Here is a 19,818-nt window from a genome sequence, read left to right on the forward strand (position 1 = left end):
GTGACTTCACGATGAAGGTATCGGGGGCATGAGGCAACCTGTAGATTGCCTTCCGCATACGCAACGTATGCGTTGCCTTCCCCAGCGCGCTAAGCCACCTGCACGATATGCAGTGCCTTCGGGTTGCGCCACTGCGCCAGCAGCGTGGCTTCGCGTGCCTTGGCCTTGTGCAGGTGCGCTTCCTTGACGTGGCCATAGCCGCGGATGTGCTCGGGGATGCTGGCAATCTCCACCGCCAGCGCCACGCGGTCGTCGCTCAGCCCTTCCAGCAGCAACGCCACGGTCTGCTCGTAATCGGCGATCAGCTGTCGCTCGCCCCGGCGCTCTTCGGTACGCCCGAAGATGTCGAACGTGCCACCGCGCAGGAACTTCAACTTCGCCAGCAGGCCGAACGCCTTGAGCATCCACGGCCCGTATTCCTGTTTGATCAGCCGGCCCTGCTCGTCCTTCTTCGCAAACAGCGGCGGGGCGAGGTGGAAGCGCACTTCGAAGTCGCCCTCGAACTGCTGCTGCAGCCGGCGCTGGAATTCGCCGCTGGTGTACAGGCGCGCCACTTCGTACTCGTCCTTGTAGGCCATCAGCTTGAAGTAATAACGCGCCACGGTCTCGGTCAGCGCGGTGCTGCCGGCCTTGTCCCATTCCACCCCGCGCACGCGGTCGACCAGCGCGCGGTAGCGCGCGGCATACGCTGCATCCTGATACTCGGTGAGGAAGCGCACGCGGCGCTCCACCAGCTCGTCCAGCGAACGCGACAGGCGTTCGTCGTCCAGCGGCAGGAACGCCACCTCGCCACCGCCGCCATGCCCGGGCAGGCCACGCAGTTCGCGCTCGTCGCCGGTCTCGCGGGGCGCGGCGGTGGCGCCCCATTCGTTGCCCTCCCACTCGCCCGGCGGCAGGTCGTGCAGCGGGCCCGGGGTGCGCTCGGCATCGGTGTGGCCGTTGCGGACAAGGCCGGCGGCCTGCTGCACCGCCTGCGGGTCCACCGCGGCCAGACGGCCCCAGGCGAACGCCTGCTGGTTCATCTGCACCGCCGCGCCGTTGAGCTCTACCGCGCGCATCAGCGCCTCGAACGAGATCGGCACCAGGCCCTGCTGCCAGGCATAGCCCAGGATGAACAGGTTGGACGCGATCGCATCGCCCAGCAGCGCGGTCGCCAGCTGGGTGGCGTCCAGCAGCAGCGGCTCGCGCCCGCCCAGCGCCACGCGGATGCCGGCGATGATGTCGGCGGCGGGGAACTGCATGTCCGGGCGGGTGGTGAAGGTGCCCGGCATGGCTTCATAGGTATTGAGCACCACTTGCGAGCGCTCGGCGCGGACCTTCGACAGCGCCCAGTAGTCGTTGACCACCACCATGTCGCAGCCGAGCACCAGGTCGGCTTCGCCGGCAGCGATGCGCACCGCGTGGATGTCTTCCGGCGTGCGTGCGATGCGGATATGGGTGGTGACCGCGCCGCCCTTCTGGGCCAGGCCGGTCTGGTCGAGCACGCTGGCACCCTTGCCTTCCAGGTGTCCGGCCATGCCCAGCAGTGCACCGATGGTCACCACGCCGGTGCCACCGACGCCGGTGATCAGGATGTTCCAGGGCTGCTCAAGGGCGGTGCGGAAGGTCGGCGCCGGCAGGTTCTGCAGCAGGTCGCTGCGGTCGCTGCGCGCGCCCTTGCGCGGCTTGCCGCCGTGCACGGTGACGAAGCTGGGGCAGAAGCCGGTGGTGCACGAATAGTCCTTGTTGCAGTTGGACTGGTCGATGTCGCGCTTGCGCCCGAACTCGGTTTCCTTCGGCAGTACCGACACGCAGAAGCTCTTCTGCCCGCAGTCGCCGCACCCCTCGCAGACCAGCGAATTGACCACCACGCGCTTGGGCGGGTCGACCAGCTTGCCGCGCTTGCGGCGGCGGCGCTTCTCGGTGGCGCAGGTCTGTTCGTAGATAAGGATGCTGGTGCCCTTCACTTCGCGCAGCTGCTTCTGCACCGCATCCAGCTCGGCGCGGTCGTGGAATTCCACGCCTTCGGGGAACAGCTCGCGCTTGTTCCACTTGCCGATCTCGTCGCTCACCAGCACGATCGTCTGCACGCCCTCGGCGCGCATCTGGTGGGCGATCTGCGGCACGGTCAGGGTGCCGTCCACCGGCTGGCCGCCGGTCATCGCCACCGCGTCGTTGTAGAGGATCTTGTAGGTGATGTTGACCCCGGCGGCGATCGCCTGGCGGATCGCCAGCGAACCGCTGTGGAAATAGGTGCCGTCGCCGAGGTTCTGGAACACGTGCTCGGTATCGGTGAACGCGGCCTGCCCGGCCCAGGTGACGCCTTCCCCGCCCATGTGGGTGAAGGTGTCGGTGCTGCGGTCCATCCAGGTGACCATGTAATGGCAGCCGATGCCGCCCAGCGCACGCGAGCCTTCCGGCACCCGGGTGGAGGTATTGTGCGGGCAGCCGGAGCAGTAATGCGGCACGCGCGGGAAGCTGGCGCGCGGCAACGCAAGCTCGGCTTCCTTGGCGTCCATCCAGCGCAGGCGCTGTTCGATCGATTCGTTGCTGAAGAACTTCTGGATGCGGCGACCGATCACCCCGGCAATGGTCGCCGGGGTCAGTTCGTTGGTGGACGGCAGGATCCACTGGCCCGCTTCGTCGTACTTGCCGACGATGGACGGGCGCTGGCCCCAGCTGGACGGCCAGTTGAAGAACTGCTCCTTCATCTGGCGCTCGATGAAGGCGCGCTTCTCCTCCACCACCACGATGTCTTCCAGGCCCTGCGCGAAACGCGCGATGCCTTCCGGTTCCAGCGGCCAGGTCATGCCGACCTTGTACACGCGGATGCCGATGTCGGCGCAGGCGCGTTCGTCCAGGCCCAGGTACTCCAGCGCCTGCAGCACGTCCAGGTAGCTCTTGCCGGTGGTGACGATGCCCAGCCGCGCACGCGGCGAATCCATCACCACCCGGTCGATGCCGTTGGCGCGCGCGAACGCCTGCGCGGCCTTGACCGCATAGCGGTGCAGGCGCATTTCCTGGTCCAGCGGCGGGTCGGGCCAGCGGATGTTGAGGCCGCCGGCAGGCATCTCGAAGTCCTCGGGCAGCACGATGCGGCGCGCGAACGGATCCACCTGCACCGATGCGGACGACTCCACCGTCTCGGCGATGGTCTTGAAGCCGATCCAGCGCCCGGTATAGCGGCTCATCGCCCAGCCGAGCAGGCCCATGTCCAGGATGTCCTGCACGCCGGCCGGGTTCAGCACCGGCATCATCGCGCTGACGAACTCATCCTCGCTGCCGTGCGGCAGGGTCGAACTGCGGCAGGCGTGGTCGTCGGCCGCCAGCGCCAGTACCCCGCCGTGCACCGAGGTGCCGGCGGCGTTGGCATGCTTGAACACATCGCCGCAGCGGTCCACACCCGGGCCCTTGCCGTACCACATGCCGTACACGCCCTGGACCTTAGCGCCCGGGAACAGGTTGGTCTGCTGCGTGCCCCAGACCATGGTCGCGCCCAGGTCTTCATTGAGGCCAGGGGTGAACTTGACCCGGGCCGCCTCCAGGTGCGTGCGTGCCCGCCACAGCTCCAGGTCGAAACCGCCCAGCGGGCTGCCGCGGTACCCGCTGATGAAGCCGGCGGTGTCCAGCCCGGCAGCCTGGTCGCGCAGCTGCTGCATCAGCGGCAGGCGCACCAGCGCCTGCACCCCGCTCAGGTAAATGCGGCCATCGGTACGGGTGTACTTGTGGTCCAGCGTGTAGCTGTCGTCCAGCGGCGGGGCCGGCAGGTTGGCGGACGAAGGCGAGGTGAGTTCGGCGGTACTGGTCATGGCTGGCCCGTGCTGACGGCTGGCAGGGCCGCTGCGAAGGGCGGCCGGAAGGGGTGGGATTGTAACAGTCGGGCAATTTCCACCCTTCAGGACTCGCATCCAGGGCCGTGCTGGGGTTAGGATCGGGACGGGAGGTTGTGTGACAACCTGGGGGAGTTTTTATGGCAGTGGGAAGAAACAGGCTGACCGGCATGGTGCTGGCGGCGGGGATGACGGTGTTCGGGGTGTCGGCGCAATCGCTGCCGACGCTGCAGGAGTTCTATTTCGACGACGACGTGGCGGCGGTTGCGCCGGTGGTCGTGTCTGCCGACAGCGCGGACCTGGTCGACCAGCTGATGAAGCAGCGCGAACGCGGCCGCAAGGCGCTCGACGCCACCGTGCAGCTGGCCAGCGTGGCTTACGCACAGGGCCGTCCGGAGTTGGGCCGCGAGTTGTATGCCGATGCCGAAAAAAACACATCGCTTACTACGACGGCGGGGCGCATGGTGCGCTGGAACCATGGCTGGGACCTGTTCCGCCAGGGCGATGCCGAAGCGGCGCTGGCGCAGTGGCACAGCGCCCAGCAGGGTCTGCGTGGCAATGCGTCCTGGGTGCCGCCGACCTATGCGTTGGCGTTGTGGACGCTCGGTCGCAAGGACGAGGCGGTGAAGTGGTATGCCGCAGCCGTGCGCACCGAACCGCAGCGCTGGAGCACCAGCACGGCGTACGCGCAGCTGCTGCCGACCTGGCGCGACAGTGAGCGCGCCAGCCTGGCCGAAGTACAGCAGGCGTGGGCGGCGCAACCCCCGGCCTGGCCGTGATGCGTTGATTGCCCGCGTCGGCTTCGACCATGGTCGAGGCCGGTGCCGCGCCGGGTTCGGCTAGGCTGCTGCGATGGCCTTCGATGCATTCGCCCTGATCCTCACCATGCTCGGCCTGGGCATGCTGTTCTCGCGCCTGCGCGCGTTGCCCGACAGCAGTGCCGAAGTGCTCAACCGCGTGGTGCTGCTGGTGTGCCTGCCGGCGGCCGTGCTGACCTACGTGCCACGCCTGCAGCTGGACACCAGCCTGGTCGGGCTGATGCTCACGCCATGGCTGTTGATGGTCGCCACCCTGGTGCTGGTGGGGCTGGCCACGCGCGTGTTCGGCTTCGCCCGCGACGTGCATGCTGTCCTGCTGATCTGCGTGGCGCTGGCCAATTCCAGTTTCATCGGCTACCCGATGGTGCGCGCGCTGCTCGGCGACCACGCGTTGCCCTACGCAGTGGTGTACGACCAGTTCGGCACCTTCGTGCTGTTGTCCACGTTCGGGCTGTACGTGATCGCGCGCTACAGCGGCGATACGCCGCCCAGCGCACGCCAGGTCCTGAAACGCATCGCCGGGTTTCCGCCGCTGTGGGCACTGCTGTTCGCGCTGACGCTGATGCCGGTGCAGCCGCCGGCGTGGATCGGCGCCGGCCTGAAGCAGCTGGCTGACGCGATGCTGCCGCTAGTGATGCTGGCGGTGGGGTTGTCGATCCGCCTGCGGCTGTCGCGTGACGAGCTCACGCCGCTGGGCGTCGGCCTGCTGCTCAAGCTGGTGGTGATGCCGGCGCTGGCGCTGCCGATCGCGTGGGCGTTCGGGCTGCAGGGGCAGATGCTGCAGGTCAACGTGCTGGAATCGGCGATGCCGAGCATGATCACCGCCGCCGCGCTGGCGATCTCGCACCGGTTGGCTCCGCGGCTGGCGGCGGCGATGGTGGGGTACGGCATCCTGCTGTCGCTGGCGACGCTGCCGGCGTGGGTATGGGTGCTGGATCGCATCGCGAGTTCCTGACCGGCCCTGCCGGGTTGCGCGTCATTCGTCCGCGCTTACCGTACGGCCCCGGGCCCACTCGCGCAGCGCGGTCACCTGCTCGGCCATCAGCACCGACAACGGCCGGCTGCCGCGGATCTCGGCCATCAGCAGGTCGGTGTCCAGCGTGCGCTGCTCGGCATGCGCCGCGTACAGCCCGGCCACCACCGCCTGTTCGATCTCCGCACCCGAGAAACCGTCGCTGGCCGCAGCCAGCGCGGACAGCGCGAAGTCGTCGGCGTTGAGCTGGCGCCGGCCCAGGTGCAGGCGCAGCAGTTCCACCCGGGTGTTGGGGTCGGGCAGGTCAACGAAGAAGATTTCGTCGAAGCGACCCTTGCGCAGCAGCTCGGCCGGCAGCTCATGCACCTGGTTGGCGGTGGCCACGATGAACACCATGCCTTTGCGCTCGGCCAGCCAGGTCAGCAGGTGCCCCAGCACCCGCCGCGACACCCCGCCGTCCTCGCCCCCGCTGGCCAGGCCTTTCTCGATCTCGTCGATCCACAGCACGCACGGCGCCAGCTGCTCGGCCGACGCCAGCGCATCGCGCAGGTTCTTCTCGGTTTCGCCGTGGAACTTGTCGTACAGGCTGCCGAAGTCCAGGCGCAGCAGCGGCACCCCGAAGCCGGCGGCGGTGGCCTTGGCCAGCATCGACTTGCCGCAGCCCTGCACGCCCAGCAGCAGCATGCCCTTGGGCGGGTCCAGCCCGGCCGGGCCCTGGCCGCCCAAGAACACCGCGCGGCGCTGGTTGACCCAGCGCTTGAGCCGGTTGGCCCCGGCCACGTCCGAGAAACGGGTGGTGTCGTATTCGTAATGCAGGTGCCCGGCGCGGTTGAGCAGCTCGAACTTCAGCCTGGCCAGCTGCGGCAGGTCGTCCTGGCTGATCGCGCCGTCGGCGAACACCAGCTGGCGGGCGATCCGGCGCGCATCGACCAGGCTCAGGCCACGCAGGTTGTGCAGGATCTGCCTGACCGCGTCGTTGTCCACTTCCACGCGGCGGCCGCCGTTCTCGCGCGCGTAGTCCGCCACTTCCTCGCGCAGCATCTTCAGCAGGGCGTTGGGGTCGGGCAGGCGCGGGTTGAAGCGGGTGGCCAGGGCCTCCAGCTCGGCCGGCAACTCCACCTTGGCGCCCACCAGCACCAGCACGTGGGCCTCGCAGTGGCGGCGCTGGATCAGGTCGCGCAGCGCACGCTGGTGGCTGGCATACCCCAGGTACGGGTGGAAATCGAGCAGCAGGTAGATACCGCGCTGGTCGGCCTGGCGGATCATCTGCAGCGCGGAACTGGCGTCGGGCGGGCCCACCGCGTCATCCTCGCGGTCCATGTCGATCCGGCGCAGGCCCTCGGTGATCGACCAGCGGTGCAGGGCCCGCCACACGTGCATCAGGGTCTGCCGGAACAGGTCCACGATGCGACCCTCATCCTGGGTCTCGATCACGATCAGCGGGGTGTTGGCGCGGATCAACGCGCTCAGGTCCTGTAACTCGCTCATGCCGGCATGCATTCCTTTGGATCGCGCACGATAGCAAAGCACCGGGCGGTGCAGGGGTTCAGCCGCGCGACTATCTCCATCACAACCGGCGGTGTACGCTCGGGACTCGTTCCCCGGAAGCGAGGCTGGCATGAAGACGATCCTGGTAGCCGGTTCCAAGGGTGGGGTGGGCAAATCCACCATTGCCACCCACCTGGCGGCGCAGGCCGCCCTGGCCGGCAAACGGACCGTGTTGGCCGACGCCGACCCGCAGGGCTCCAGCACCCGCTGGGCCGAACGTCGCGCCGGGCTGGAAAGCGCGGTACTGCCCATCGACGCCAGCGGCAGGAACCCGCTGAAGAAGGTGCCCGACGACACCGAGGTTCTGATCATCGATGCCCCGGCCGGGGCCCGCGCGGGTGAGCTCGAGGGCTTCCTGGACGTCGCCGACGCGGTGGTGGTGCCGGTGCTGCCGTCGGCGCTGGACATCGAAGCCATCGTCGGCTTCCTCAACAGCCTGTCCAAGGTGCCGAGGGTGCACAAGCGCAAGCTGCCGGTTGGGCTGGTGCTCAACCGCACCAAACCGTGGACCCAGACCTCACGCCAGGCCGAGCAGATGCTCGAGGAATGGCCCTACCCGGTGGTGGCGCGGCTGCGCGACACCCAGGGGTACGTGGTGATGACCGGCCTGGGCCGAAGCCTGTTCGATTACCGCTCCGCGCAGGTGCGCGAGCACCAGAGTGACTGGGAGCCACTGCTGCAGTGGTTGAAGAAAGCCTGAGCCAGAAGAGAACCCCATGCGAGAACTGATCCTGTTGCGCCACGCCCATGCCGAACCGGCCAGTACCGGACAGGCCGACCTCGACCGCCCGCTGTCACCCGTCGGGCTGGCCGAAGCCGAACGCGCCGGCAAGTGGTTGAAAGAAAACAATCTGCTGCCCGACTGCGTGGTGAGTTCGCCGTCGCGACGTACCCGCGAAACGCTGGAAGCGGTACTGGGCATCACCGGCTACGTGGAACAGAAACTGGAAGACCGGGTCTACGAGGCCACCCCGGGAACGCTGGCCGAGCTGGTCGACGCCCATCGCGACGTGGACCGGCTCATGCTGGTCGGGCACAACCCCGGGCTGGAACAGCTGGTGGCGTTGATGGCCGACGGCAGGACCGGGGACTACCGCGGCATGGCCCCGGGCGGGGTCGCTGTACTGCAATTCCCGAAGGAACGCAGCATCGAACCGGGCGTAGCCGAGCTGACCGCATTCTGGTGGCCGTAAGCCGTGAAAGCAGTACGCATCCTGCTGGGCTGTCTGCTCGGGCTGGCGGCGGGCCCGGCCTTTGCCGAACCGCCGATGTCCGGTGCTTCCACCAATCCGCTGGCCGCAGCCGCCCAGCCGCCCCAGCAGGTGCTGCACGTGGATGCGGCGCGGTCCCACTTCGGCTTCGAGATCCGCACCCGCCTGGGCCAGCGGATCGAGGGCGTGTTCCCGCGTTTTGAAGGCCGGGTCGACGTGCTGCAGGACGGCCGCCACCAGGTCCATCTGCGCATGTTCAGCCGCTACGTGGAGATTCCCGGCAAGGACCGCTATACCGCCTGGATGCGTGGCGAGGAGTTCTTCGACGCCAACCGCTACCCGGTGGTCGAGTTCGACTCCAAGCCCTACTGGCCCGACCCGGTCCACCAGGGCGGCGTGATCGAGGGCCAGCTGATCCTGCGCGGGGTGTCCCACCCGGAAGTCCTGAGGGTGGAACCGGCGGCCTGCCCCCGGGCCGGGTATGATTGCGACGTAGTCAGCCGCGGTACCGTGCAGCGTGGCCGGTATGGAATGGACAGCTGGCAGCTAGCCCTGAGTGATCGAGTGACCTTCGTATTGCGTGCCCGCCTCCTCGAGGCGCCGAAACCGTGAACCCCCTGCTGCGGCTGTTGCTGCTGGCAACGCTGTTGCTTGGCAGCGGCTGTGCGTCGCTGTCGAACGCGCAGCGCGACCGGGCGGCCGGCATCGCCCAGCAGGCCCGCTCGCAGCTGGTGGATTGCGACAAACCGGACCGCTGCGCCCTGGATTCGCCGCTACGCGCGCTGGGCGGACAGGCCTTCAGCGAATCCGCCCAGGGGGCCCCGCGGCACTACGCCACCATCCTGGACGAGGGCGAAACCACCCTGGTGGCGCGGCTGAACCTGATCCGCAGCGCCACCCGCAGCATCGACCTGCAGACCTACATCTTCGACAAGGACGACAGCGCCCGGCTGGTGCTGGACGAGCTGCTGGCCGCCGCCCGGCGCGGGGTCAAGGTGCGCGTGCTCATCGACCAGCTCTCGGCGATCTCCGACCTGGAAATCCTGGGCGCGCTGGCCAGCAGCCACCAGAATTTCGAGTTGCGGGTCTACAACCCGACCTTCGGCAAGGCCAAGCTGAACTACGCCGACTACGCCGGCAGCGTGCTGTGCTGCTTCCGCCGCTTCAACCAGCGCATGCACAACAAGCTGCTGGTGATCGACGACGCGCTCGGCGTGGTCGGCGGACGCAATTACCAGGACGACTATTACGACTGGGACAGCGAATACAACTTCCGCGACCGCGACGTGGTGGTGGCCGGCCCGGTGGCACGGGGCATGGCCGCCAACTTCGAAGCTTTCTGGAAGGCTCCGCGCAGCGTGCCGGCCGAGCGCCTGAACGACGTCGGGCGGACCCTGCTCAAGCAGGGCGCACCGACCATGCCGCCGGCCGTGTACCGCCGCCCCGAGCGGGTCGAGCAGGTGCTGGACGAGGCCGTGGACCCGGCCTACATCCAGCGCATGTTCGTCGACACCGCCTTCCGGGTAGGCCCGGTGCGTTACGTGGCCGACCTGCCGCGCAAGCACCGCCGCGAAACGGCAAGCCAACCGGCGGCCGGCCAGCACGTCACCGAACCGCAACTGGATTCGCTGATCGCCGGCGCGCAGACCGAAGTGCTGCTGCAGACGCCGTACCTGGTGCTGTCCAAGCCGGCGCGCAAGCTGTTCGAGGCATTGCGCAAACGCGAACAGCCGCCGCGCGTGGTGGTGTCCACCAACAGCCTGGCCGCGACCGACAACCCGATCGTCTACGCGCTGTCCTACAAGTACAAGCGCCGCAACATGCGCGAGCTGGGCTTCAACATCTACGAATACAAGCCGTTCCCGCTGGATGCGCCGGTGGACTACCGCAACCTGGTGCCGGCGCCGCTGGGCACCCCGCCGAGCAGCAGCGACCGCGGCAGCGGCCTGCTGGGCGGCAGCGCGGCGGGCAGCAACGCACGCAGCAGTGGTAGCCGGGGCAGCAACCGGCGCAACGCCGACAGCCCCGTCGCGGACACCGGCCAGGCCGTTGAGGCCGTCGAGGCCAGCGACGCCAGCGTCGGCGCCGAGGCCGTGCGGCCCCAGCCCACCCCCGGCCCGGCCGCGCGCCGGCGTACCGATGGCAGCGTGGTGGAACGCCGCGTGCTGCGCGCCGAAACCCGCCCCTCGTTCCTGGGCACCAAGGCGGTGAACAAGCCGTTGCCGGTGACCCGCAGCGGCGCGCGCATGGGCCTGCACGCCAAGTCGCTGGTGGTGGACCGCCGAATCGGCGTGATCGGTACCCACAACTTCGATCCGCGCAGCGAGAACTACAACACTGAAGGTGCGGTCATCATCGACGACCCCGCCTTCGCTGAAGCGCTGGCGCAGAGCATCCTGCGCGACATCCACCCCAGCAACTCCTGGGTGGTGGCGCCGCGCACCAAGCCGCCGGTGCTGTCGGGCCTGAATTACAGCGTGGGCAAGGCCTCCGAAGCGCTGCCGGTGCTCGACTTCTGGCCGTGGCGTTACGCCACCGATTACGAATTCCAGCCGGGCCCGGACTGCCCCGAACCGCTGCGTCGGCAGGACCCTGCGTTCCACAGCTGCTACACCGCCGTGGGCGATTTCCCCGAGGTCAACGTCGGCCCGAAGTGGCTGCTGGTGCGCATGCTCACCGCGTTCGGCGCCGGCCTGGTTCCCATCCTGTAATTCTTTTCGCTGCACGGAGACACCGCATGGCCCAGGTATTCCGCGAACCGGTTTCGATCGAGGCGCTCAACGCGCTCAGCCGCAACACCCTGATCGAACACCTGGGCATCGTGTTCACTGCCGCGGGCGAGGACTGGGTCAGCGCGACCATGCCGGTCGACGCGCGCACCCGCCAGCCATACGGGATCCTGCATGGCGGCGCCTCGGTGGTGCTGGCCGAAACCCTGGGCAGCAGTGCCGGCAATCTGTGCGTGGACACCACCCAGCAGGTCTGCGTGGGGCTGGAGATCAACGCCAACCACATCCGTGCCCAGCGCGGCGGCACCGTCACCGGCACCGCGCGGGCCGTGCACGTTGGCCGCAGCACGCAGGTGTGGGACATCCGCATCGAAGACGAGGCCGGCAAGCTGGTCTGCACCTCGCGGCTGACCCTCGCGGTGGTGCCGGCGGTCCGTCCTTGACCCCCGCTGGCGGTTGGCCGGGCATCGGCCGGTCATTGCGTCCGGTCCGCTGGCAGACCCCGCAGCGCTGGGGTATCGTTCGCGGATGACTTCCCCCCCTTCGGCCTCGCGTGGCGGCGTGGCGCGCGTATGCCGTTATCTGTACCGCGCTCCCCTGCTGCTCATCCACCTGCTGCTGTTCCTGCCGCTGCTGCTGATCGGCATGCTGCCGCCGTGGGGAAACCTGCGCGTGGGCAGTCGTACGCTTGAGCACCTGCTGGTGAACACCTGGTCCGCCGGGTTGATGTGGATCTTCGGCTTCCGCCTGCACCGCATCGGTACGCCGCTGCCGGGCGCGGTGCTGTTCGTGGCCAACCATGTCAGCTGGGTCGACATCTGCATGCTGCACAGCCAGCGCATGATGGGCTTCGTGGCCAAGCGCGAGATCGCCGACTGGCCGGTGGTGGGCTGGCTGGCCGCACGTGGCCAGACCATCTTCCACCAGCGTGGCAGTACCGAATCGCTGGGCGGAGTCATGCAGGTCATGGTCGAACGGCTGCAGGAAGGCAAGGCGGTGGGCGTGTTCCCCGAAGGCCGCACCCGCGGCGGCCAGGACGTCGGGCCGTTCCACGCCCGCATCTTCCAGGCCGCGGTGGAAACCCATGTCCCGGTGCAACCGGTGGCGCTGCGCTATGGCGAGCGGGGCAATGCACAGACCATCGTTGCATTCGGCGCCCGCGAGAGCTTCTTCGCCAACTTCCTGCGCCTGCTTGGGGAACCGGCACGGCGGGCCGAGGTACATTTCCTCGCGCCCATTGGCAGCCACGACCTGGAAGGCCGTCGCCGCATCGCGGAAACCTCGCGTGCGCGCATCGTGGCGGCCATGACCGCGCCCTAGCGCCATGTTGACCGCTGCCGACTACTGTCCGCCGCGTTGGCTGCGCAACCCGCACCTGCAGTCGATGCTCAGCTCCAGCCGCATGCGCATGCAGCGCGGGCTCGCGCTGCTTGCGGCTACCGGCGCGGTCACCGACGAACTGATCCTGGACGGGGGCGAAGGCGTGCGCCTGCAGGGCTGGCACAGCCGCATCGAAGGGCGTGAACCGGTCGGCATGGCGCTGCTGCTGCACGGCTGGGAAGGCAGTTCCGAGTCCAGCTACATGCGCATGACTGCCGCGCGCATGCTCGACGCCGGGTACGACGTGGTGCGGCTGAACTTCCGCGACCACGGCAACACCCACCATCTCAATCCCGGCATCTTCCACTCCAACCGCATCGATGAAGTGGTGCAGGCCGCCGGCGACATCGCCGCGCGCTGGCCGCAGCTGCCGCTGGTGGCGGCCGGTTACTCGCTGGGCGGCAACTTCGTGCTTCGGCTGGCGCTGCGGGCGCCCTCGGCCGGGGTGCCGTTGCGCCGGGTCGCCTCGGTATGCCCGGTGCTGGACCCGGCCATCACCATGGAAAGCATCGAGAACGGCCCGGCGATGTACGACTGGTACTTCCGCCGCAAGTGGACCGGCTCGCTGCGCCGCAAGCGCGACCTGTTCCCCGAGCTGGGCGACTGGGACGACCGCGTGCTGAAGTTGGACATCCGCGCGCTGACCGCGTGGCTGGTCGAGCACCACACCGAATTCGGCACCCTGCAGGACTATTTCGACGGCTATTCGATCGCCGGCGATCGCCTGGCCGGGCTGGAAATACCGGCCGACATCCTGATGGCCCAGGACGACCCGGTGATTCCCTACGCCACCTTCGACGGCTGGCGCCTGCCGGCGCACGCCCGTCTGGAGATCGCGCCCTGGGGAGGTCACTGCGGCTTCCTGGAAAACTGGCGCGGTGACGGCTTCTCCGAACGCTGGGTGGCCCAGCGCCTGGGCCTGGAAGCGCTGCGCTGAGCGCCGCCCCGGCGCAGCGGCGCCGGTGTTCTACAATCGGGGTTTGACCCCGAGCTGGACCGTCATGCAAGACACGATTCTCCAAGCCCTGCGCCGCAACGCAGCGGACGAAGCCGCGCAGCTGGCGCGCGAATGGATCCAGGCCGAACCGGAGCAGCCGCAGGCACACCGCCTGCTGGCATTGGCGCTGCAGCAGCAGGGCCAGCACGACGCCGCCCTGGCCAGCCTGCAGCGCGGCCTGGAACTGGCCCCGGACAATGCCGAGATGCACCTGCAGCACGCCGGCCTGCTGCTGGCCCTGCGCCAGTTCGACGCCGCCGGCTCGGCGCTGGACCGCACCGCCGAGTTGAATCCCAACGAGTTGGGCGCCTACCTGATGCAGGCCCACCTGGCGCTGTCGCGCAACGACGTGGACGAGGCGGAGCGGATCACCCGCACCGCTGCCCGGGTCGACGACGGCAACCCGGAAGTCGTCGCGTTGCAGGGCATGGTCGCGCTGCGCCGCAATGACGCCGAGCGCGCGCTGGCACTGCTGTCGGCGGCCAGCCAGGCGCTGCCCAACGACCCGCGCATCGTCTACGCGTTGGGCTTCGCCTACCTGGGCAAGGGCATGCTGGCCTTCGCCGAACAGGCGTTCCGCCGCGTGCTGGAACTCAATCCCGGCCTGACCTCGCTGCAGGGCCTGCTGGTGCAGCTTGCGTTGCGCCAGGGCAACACCGAAGGCGCGGCCGATACCCTGCGCCAGGTCCTGGACAACCCGGACACCGCAACCCCGGCCATGCGCCGGCTGGCCGGCGAACTGGAGCTGCAGTCCGGGCGGCCGCTGCAGGCACTGGAGCACCTGCTGCCGGTGTTCGAGCAATCCCCCGCCGACCGCCAGACCCTGCAACTGCTGCTGATGGCCTGGCAGCGCCTGGGCCGCGAGCAGCAGGCGCGCGAGACCCTGGACGCGGCGCTGGCAGCGCACCCGCAAGAGCACAACCTGTGGCTGGCGCGCCTGTCGATCGACCCGGTCGGTGGCAGCGATGCCGCCGCCGTGGCCGACCGCTGGGTGGCGGCCATGCCGGGCCACCTGGCGGCGCTGGAAACCCGCATGCGCGTGCATGACATGGCCGGTGAGGCAGACGCCGCCGAAGCCGTGGCCCGCCGCATCATCGCCCTTGAACCGGGCCGTGGCAGTGGCGAAGCGCGGGTGGTCGATGCGCTGCTGGCGCGCGATCCCGCCGCCGCCGTGGCGCACGTGCAGGCACTGGTCGCGCAGGCGCCGGCCGAAGCTCAACCGGGCCTGCGGGCATGGCTCGGCTCGGTCCAGGACCGCGCCGGGCAGCGCGATGCCGCACTGGCGACCTGGACCAGCCTGCATGCCAGCGAAGCGCCCACGCGCCTGCCGCTGCCGCCGCAGGCCAAAGCGCCGTTGAGCTGGCCGGAGTTGGGGGAGATTGCCGAAGGTGTCGGCGCGCGTCCCATGTTCGTATGGGGCGCACCGGGCTCGGGCGTGGAACGTGTGATCGCCGCCATCGCCGCCGCCAGCCCGGTGCTGCGCGGCGATCGTTTCGGTGCCAATCCGCCGGACGACGCCTTCCAGAGCTACCACGCACTGCAGGACCTCTCCACCGGCAAGCTCACCCCGGAACAGATGCTGGCGCAGTGGCGCGCGCAGCTCCCGGCGCGCGGCCTGGCCGATGCCAACGTCATCGACTGGCTGCTGTGGTGGGACAACGCGCTGTTGTGGGCACTGCGCCCGCAGCTGCCCGAGGGCCGTCTGCTGCTGGTGGTGCGCGATCCGCGCGACATGCTGCTGGAGTGGCTGGCGCATGGCGCGCCGGCACCGTTCGCGGTGACCTCGGTCAACGAAGCGACCGAATGGCTGGTGCGTGCACTGGCGCAGGTTGCCACCCTGCACGAACAGGACCTGTACCCGCATGCGCTGGTCCGCATCGACGACATCGGCAACGACCCGGCGGCCATGGCCGACCATCTTGGCCGCCTGTTCGGGGTGAACTTCCCGCCCGCGCAGACGCTGGGCCCGGCCCGCTTCCCGGCCGGCCACTGGCGGAATTACCGCGACGTCCTGTCGGCCGCGTTTGACCAGCTCACCCCGGTCGCGGTGCGGCTCGGCTATGTCGAAGCATGAGGAGCGTGCAGCAATGAAACTCACCAGTACCGGCCTGCGCAATGGCGCACCGATCGACAGCCGCTTCGCCGCCGGCGACGCCAATGGCTTCGCCGCCAACCGCAACCCGGCCCTGGCCTGGAGCGAGGTGCCCGCCGGCACCCGCTCGTTCGCCCTGCTGTGCATCGACCCCGACGTGCCGACCGTTCCCGCAACGGTCGGCCGTACCGATTGCAGCGTGCCCGTCGACCAGCCGCGTGCCGACTTCACCCACTGGGCGATGGCCGACATTCCGGCCGAGCTGCGCGAGATCGCAGAAGGCAGCTGCAGCGATGGCTTCACTGCGAAAGGCAAGGCGCACCCGGCGGGTCCGGCCGGCGCGCGCCAGGGCCTGAACGATTTCACTGGCTGGTTCGCCGGCAACCCGGACATGGCCGGGGATTACCTCGGCTACGATGGCCCATACCCGCCGTTCAACGACGCGCGCGTGCACCGCTATTTCTTCCGTCTGTTCGCGCTGGACGTTGCCACGCTCGACCTGCCCGCCCGGTTCACTGCCGCCGACGTGCACAAGGCGATGCACGGCCACGTGCTGGCCGAAGCCGCGTTGCACGGCACGTACACCTTGAACCCGGCGCTGGCGTGATCCACGGCGTGCCGACCAACGGTCGGCACCTACCGTTCGTACGCCGGTAGGTACCGACCGTTGGTCGGTACGATGTTGAACGGGCGACCTGCTGGCCGCCCGCTCCCGGCTTACTTCTCGGTCGCGGACTCGACGACCATGTCCAGCACATACGCCTTCGACGACGCATCCGCCGGCGGGTTGGCCACGTTGAAGCGCTTCACCCGCAGCACATTGCGCGTGCCCGCTTCGTGCGTGTAGCCCTCGATCACGTCGTAGAAATTCTCGAACGCGCCGGGCGTGCCCTGCTTGATCCCGTTGTCATCGAACTGGATCTCACGCGTCTGCAGGCACTGCTTGTCGCGGATCATCGGGTGCGGGCAGGGCTTGGTCTGCGCAGCCACTTCAATGAACACCGTCTCGCCCGGGCCGCCGAAGCGGGTTTCAGCCGTGGGCTGCGGGCTGAACACCAGCACGTCGCCCGCGGCGGTGCGCAGGGTCAGCTGGCCTTCGGCGCCCAGCTCGGTCTTCAGCGCCCCCTCCAGCCGCGAACCCACCGCCTTGTCCAGCGCCATCAGCGCCTGGTCGGTGCAGGCCATCATGGTCGAGGCCATCGGCGAAACGGTCACCGTGCCGTCGGCCAGGGTGTAGCCCCCGCCCATGCGGTTGCAGGTGTTGCTGACCGCCAGGCGGCCGTCGACGAAATCCAGGGTCACCGGCTTGTCGGCGCGCGCGAACAGCGCATCGATGCGCTTGCCGCTGGCGTCGGTGGCGCTGTCGAGCACCCAGTGGTTGCCCTGCAGGCGCTGCGCATCCAGCTGCGCCACCGCCTTCTGGTCGGCGGCCGCGGTCGGCGCCGGGGCCAGGTCGTCGCGACCGGACACGGCCGGGGCGTCCGTGGACGGGTTGCTGCACGCGGCCAGCAGGGCCAGGGGCAGGGTCAGCATCAGCTTGCGGGTGGTTTTCATGGACATCTCCTTGGGAACCCGGGGAAGAACGCGGCAGCGGCCCCGGTGGGGTTGCAGCGGCGGTGGGCCGTTCAGTTACCGGCAGGCAGGAACAGCAGCAGCCCAGCGCCCAGCGCGATGCGGTAGAACGCGAACGCGGTGAAGCGGTGTGCCTTGATGTAGCCCAACAACCACTTCACTACGACGAAGCCGGTGATGACGGCGGCAACGAAGGCCACCCCGACGTCGGTCCAGTTCTCGGTGGCCAGCTTACCGTCCTTGGCCAGTTCCAGGAACGCGTAGCCACTGGCGGCGAACATGGTGGGAATGCCGACCAGGAACACGAATTCCGTGGCCGCCGCACGCCGGCTCAGGCCGAACAGCATGGCGATGAAGATGGCCGCGGCTGACCGCGAGGTACCCGGGAACACGCCGGCCACCACCTGGGCCAGGCCAACCAGCACCGCCACTTTCCAGGTCACCTCATCGCGGTCCGGCAGCCGCGCAGCGCGCATTTCCACCAGGATCATCCAGATGCCGCCGATGATCAGGGCCCAGGCAATCGGCGTGACCGTCTCCGGCAGTTCCCAGCCGGCCAGGCGTACCGGCAGGCCGACCACCGCAGTGACCAGGAAGGCGGTGCCCAGCTTCAGTACGTAGTCGCGGTTGGCGCGGTCGTGCAGGCCGGTGGCCAGTGCCCACAGGCGCTGGCGGAACACCAGGGTGATGGCCAGGATCGCGCCGGCCTGGATCACGATGTTGAAGAAGTCCGAGCGGGCGCCCAGCCAGTGCTGGGCGATCAGCAGGTGGCCCGTGCTGGAGATCGGCAGGAATTCGGTAAGGCCTTCAAGGATGCCCAACAGCAGGGCGGAGAACAGGTCGGACATCGTAAAACTCGTCGGCGCCGGGCGCTGCCCGGCAGGGTGGGTTGTACCGGACCACGCCCGGCTGCTGGGGATCATAAAACATCAACCGCCGCACCAATTGTGTGCGTGTTGCGGTCATTGCACCGTATTGGTGCACTCCGTTCAGCGCCCGTCGCAGTGCACGCCGTGTGAAATCAACCACTTGTGCGTCGCAAAAAGTTGGCACGGGGATTGCTTCATGCAACACAGGCAATTACCCATCCGAGGTTTCACCGATGTCCGTGGAAAACGTTGAGAAGCTGATCAAGGACAACCAGATCGAGTTCATCGACCTGCGTTTCGTCGACATGCGCGGTGTGGAGCAGCACGTCACCTTCCCGGTCAGCATCGTGGAACCGTCGCTGTTCGAGGAAGGCAAGATGTTCGACGGCAGCTCCATCGCCGGCTGGAAGGGTATCGCCGAGTCCGACATGGTCCTGCTGCCGGACCCGTCCAGCGCCTACGTCGACCCGTTCTACCAGCACCCGACCCTGGTGATCACCTGCGACATCCTCGACCCGGCCACCATGCAGCCGTACGGTCGTTGCCCGCGCGGCATCGCCAAGCGCGCCGAAGCCTACCTGAAGTCCTCCGGCATCGCCGAGCAGGCCTTCTTCGGTCCGGAGCCGGAGTTCTTCATCTTCGACTCGGTCCGTTTCGCCAACGACATGGGCAACACCTTCTTCAAGATTGAATCCGAAGAAGCCGCCTGGAGCACCGGCGACAAGTACGACGGTGCCAACAGCGGCTACCGCCCGGCAGTGAAGGGCGGCTACTTCCCGGTTCCGCCGACCGATTCGCTGCACGACCTGCGCGCTGAAATGTGCAAGACCCTGGAACAGGTCGGCATCGAAGTGGAAGTGCAGCACCACGAAGTGGCCACCGCCGGCCAGTGCGAAATCGGCACCAAGTTCAGCACCCTGGTGCAGAAGGCCGACGAACTGCTGCGCATGAAGCACGTGATCAAGAACGTCGCCCACCGCAACGGCAAGACCGCCACCTTCATGCCCAAGCCGATCGTCGGCGACAACGGCAGCGGCATGCACGTGCACCAGTCGCTGTCCAAGGGCGGTACCAACCTGTTCTCCGGCGACGGTTACGGTGGCCTGAGCCAGATGGCGCTGTGGTACATCGGCGGCATCTTCAAGCACGCCAAGGCCATCAACGCCTTCGCCAACTCCGGCACCAACAGCTACAAGCGCCTGGTCCCGGGCTTCGAAGCCCCGGTCATGCTGGCCTACTCGGCCCGCAACCGCTCGGCCTCGTGCCGCATTCCGTGGGTGTCCAACCCGAAGGCGCGCCGCATTGAAATGCGCTTCCCCGATCCGATCCAGTCCGGCTACCTGACCTTCACCGTGCTGATGATGGCCGGCCTGGACGGCATCAAGAACCAGATCGACCCGGGCGCACCGAGCGACAAGGATCTGTACGACCTGCCGCCGGAAGAAGAGAAGCTGATCCCGCAGGTCTGTTCCAGCCTCGACCAGGCGCTGGAAGCACTGGACAAGGACCGTGAGTTCCTCAAGGCCGGCGGCGTGATGACCGACGACTTCATCGACGGCTACATCGCGCTGAAGATGCAGGAAGTGACCCGCTTCCGCGCCGCCACCCACCCGCTTGAGTACCAGATGTACTACGCGGTCTGAGCAACAGGTGGCGATGCCGAAGGACTTCCCTCCCACCTTCTGCATCGCCACCGCTTCTGCACCAACGCGCCACGGCTGGGGAGCCACGACGCGGCAACACGCACCACGCGGCAATCCGCACGCACCACCCGGTAGAGCCGACTGTTAGTCGGCTGCTTCTGCCGCACCACCAGGGGA

Annotated in this window: 16 protein-coding genes; 12 read left to right on the top strand and 4 right to left on the bottom strand. The window is 68.3% G+C overall.

Annotation, left to right across the window (positions count from 1 at the left end):
• Positions 1 to 89: 89 nt before the first annotated feature.
• Complete coding sequence (locus tag FSZ13_RS13835; protein ID WP_145480672.1) at positions 90 to 3,788, bottom strand: indolepyruvate ferredoxin oxidoreductase family protein; 3,699 nt, start codon at positions 3,786 to 3,788, stop codon at positions 90 to 92.
• Positions 3,789 to 3,949: 161 nt separating this feature from the next.
• On the opposite strand from FSZ13_RS13835, the gene FSZ13_RS13840 reads away from it, so the two are divergent.
• Entirely contained in the window at positions 3,950 to 4,588 is a 639-nt protein-coding gene (locus FSZ13_RS13840) for a tetratricopeptide repeat protein (protein ID WP_145480674.1), read from the top strand.
• A gap of 73 nt (positions 4,589 to 4,661) precedes the next feature.
• Entirely contained in the window at positions 4,662 to 5,582 is a 921-nt protein-coding gene (locus FSZ13_RS13845; RefSeq protein ID WP_145480676.1) for an AEC family transporter, read from the top strand.
• 21 nt (positions 5,583 to 5,603) lie between these two features.
• Here FSZ13_RS13845 and FSZ13_RS13850 read toward each other — a convergent pair whose 3' ends face one another.
• Positions 5,604 to 7,088, bottom strand: a complete 1,485-nt coding sequence (locus FSZ13_RS13850) for an AAA family ATPase (RefSeq protein ID WP_145480678.1) — start codon at positions 7,086 to 7,088, stop codon at positions 5,604 to 5,606.
• A 130-nt stretch (positions 7,089 to 7,218) separates the two neighbouring features.
• On the opposite strand from FSZ13_RS13850, the gene FSZ13_RS13855 reads away from it, so the two are divergent.
• The 9 genes from FSZ13_RS13855 to FSZ13_RS13895 all read left to right on the top strand — a co-directional run bounded on the left by FSZ13_RS13855 (position 7,219) and on the right by FSZ13_RS13895 (position 16,164).
• Entirely contained in the window at positions 7,219 to 7,848 is a 630-nt protein-coding gene (locus FSZ13_RS13855; protein WP_145480680.1) for a ParA family protein, read from the top strand.
• A 16-nt stretch (positions 7,849 to 7,864) separates the two neighbouring features.
• Positions 7,865 to 8,341: a SixA phosphatase family protein gene (locus FSZ13_RS13860; protein ID WP_145480682.1), complete on the top strand. Its 477-nt coding sequence runs from the start codon at positions 7,865 to 7,867 to the stop codon at positions 8,339 to 8,341.
• 75 nt (positions 8,342 to 8,416) lie between these two features.
• On the top strand, positions 8,417 to 8,971 hold the full coding sequence (locus FSZ13_RS13865; protein WP_145481187.1) for a YceI family protein: 555 nt from the start codon (positions 8,417 to 8,419) through the stop codon (positions 8,969 to 8,971).
• Complete coding sequence (locus FSZ13_RS13870) at positions 8,968 to 11,070, top strand: phospholipase D family protein (RefSeq protein ID WP_145480684.1); 2,103 nt, start codon at positions 8,968 to 8,970, stop codon at positions 11,068 to 11,070. Before FSZ13_RS13865 ends, FSZ13_RS13870 begins: the two co-directional genes overlap by 4 nt.
• A gap of 26 nt (positions 11,071 to 11,096) precedes the next feature.
• Positions 11,097 to 11,531, top strand: coding sequence for a hotdog fold thioesterase (locus FSZ13_RS13875; RefSeq protein WP_145480686.1), 435 nt, complete (start codon positions 11,097 to 11,099; stop codon positions 11,529 to 11,531).
• A gap of 85 nt (positions 11,532 to 11,616) precedes the next feature.
• A complete protein-coding gene (locus tag FSZ13_RS13880) occupies positions 11,617 to 12,408 on the top strand; it encodes a lysophospholipid acyltransferase family protein (protein WP_145480688.1) in 792 nt (263 codons plus the stop codon).
• Between the two features lie 4 nt (positions 12,409 to 12,412).
• The gene (locus tag FSZ13_RS13885; protein WP_145480690.1) at positions 12,413 to 13,405 is read left to right on the top strand and encodes a YheT family hydrolase; all 993 of its coding nucleotides are present in this window, start codon (positions 12,413 to 12,415) and stop codon (positions 13,403 to 13,405) included.
• Between the two features lie 64 nt (positions 13,406 to 13,469).
• Entirely contained in the window at positions 13,470 to 15,539 is a 2,070-nt protein-coding gene (locus FSZ13_RS13890; protein ID WP_145480692.1) for a tetratricopeptide repeat protein, read from the top strand.
• Positions 15,540 to 15,552: 13 nt separating this feature from the next.
• Positions 15,553 to 16,164 (top strand): YbhB/YbcL family Raf kinase inhibitor-like protein, encoded by a 612-nt coding sequence (locus FSZ13_RS13895; protein WP_145480695.1) that lies wholly within the window; start codon positions 15,553 to 15,555, stop codon positions 16,162 to 16,164.
• A 110-nt stretch (positions 16,165 to 16,274) separates the two neighbouring features.
• Here FSZ13_RS13895 and FSZ13_RS13900 read toward each other — a convergent pair whose 3' ends face one another.
• Both FSZ13_RS13900 and FSZ13_RS13905 read right to left on the bottom strand, forming a co-directional pair.
• Positions 16,275 to 17,111, bottom strand: a complete 837-nt coding sequence (locus FSZ13_RS13900; RefSeq protein ID WP_145480697.1) for an META and DUF4377 domain-containing protein — start codon at positions 17,109 to 17,111, stop codon at positions 16,275 to 16,277.
• Positions 17,112 to 17,182: 71 nt separating this feature from the next.
• Positions 17,183 to 17,977, bottom strand: a complete 795-nt coding sequence (locus FSZ13_RS13905) for an undecaprenyl-diphosphate phosphatase (RefSeq protein WP_145480699.1) — start codon at positions 17,975 to 17,977, stop codon at positions 17,183 to 17,185.
• Positions 17,978 to 18,231: 254 nt separating this feature from the next.
• Here FSZ13_RS13905 and glnA point away from each other — a divergent pair, with 254 nt between their 5' ends.
• Entirely contained in the window at positions 18,232 to 19,641 is a 1,410-nt protein-coding gene (gene glnA, locus FSZ13_RS13910; protein ID WP_145480700.1) for a type I glutamate--ammonia ligase, read from the top strand.
• Positions 19,642 to 19,818: the final 177 nt, after the last annotated feature.

The organism is Stenotrophomonas rhizophila (genome assembly GCF_007667275.1).
Lineage (GTDB): Bacteria > Pseudomonadota > Gammaproteobacteria > Xanthomonadales > Xanthomonadaceae > Stenotrophomonas > Stenotrophomonas maltophilia_AE.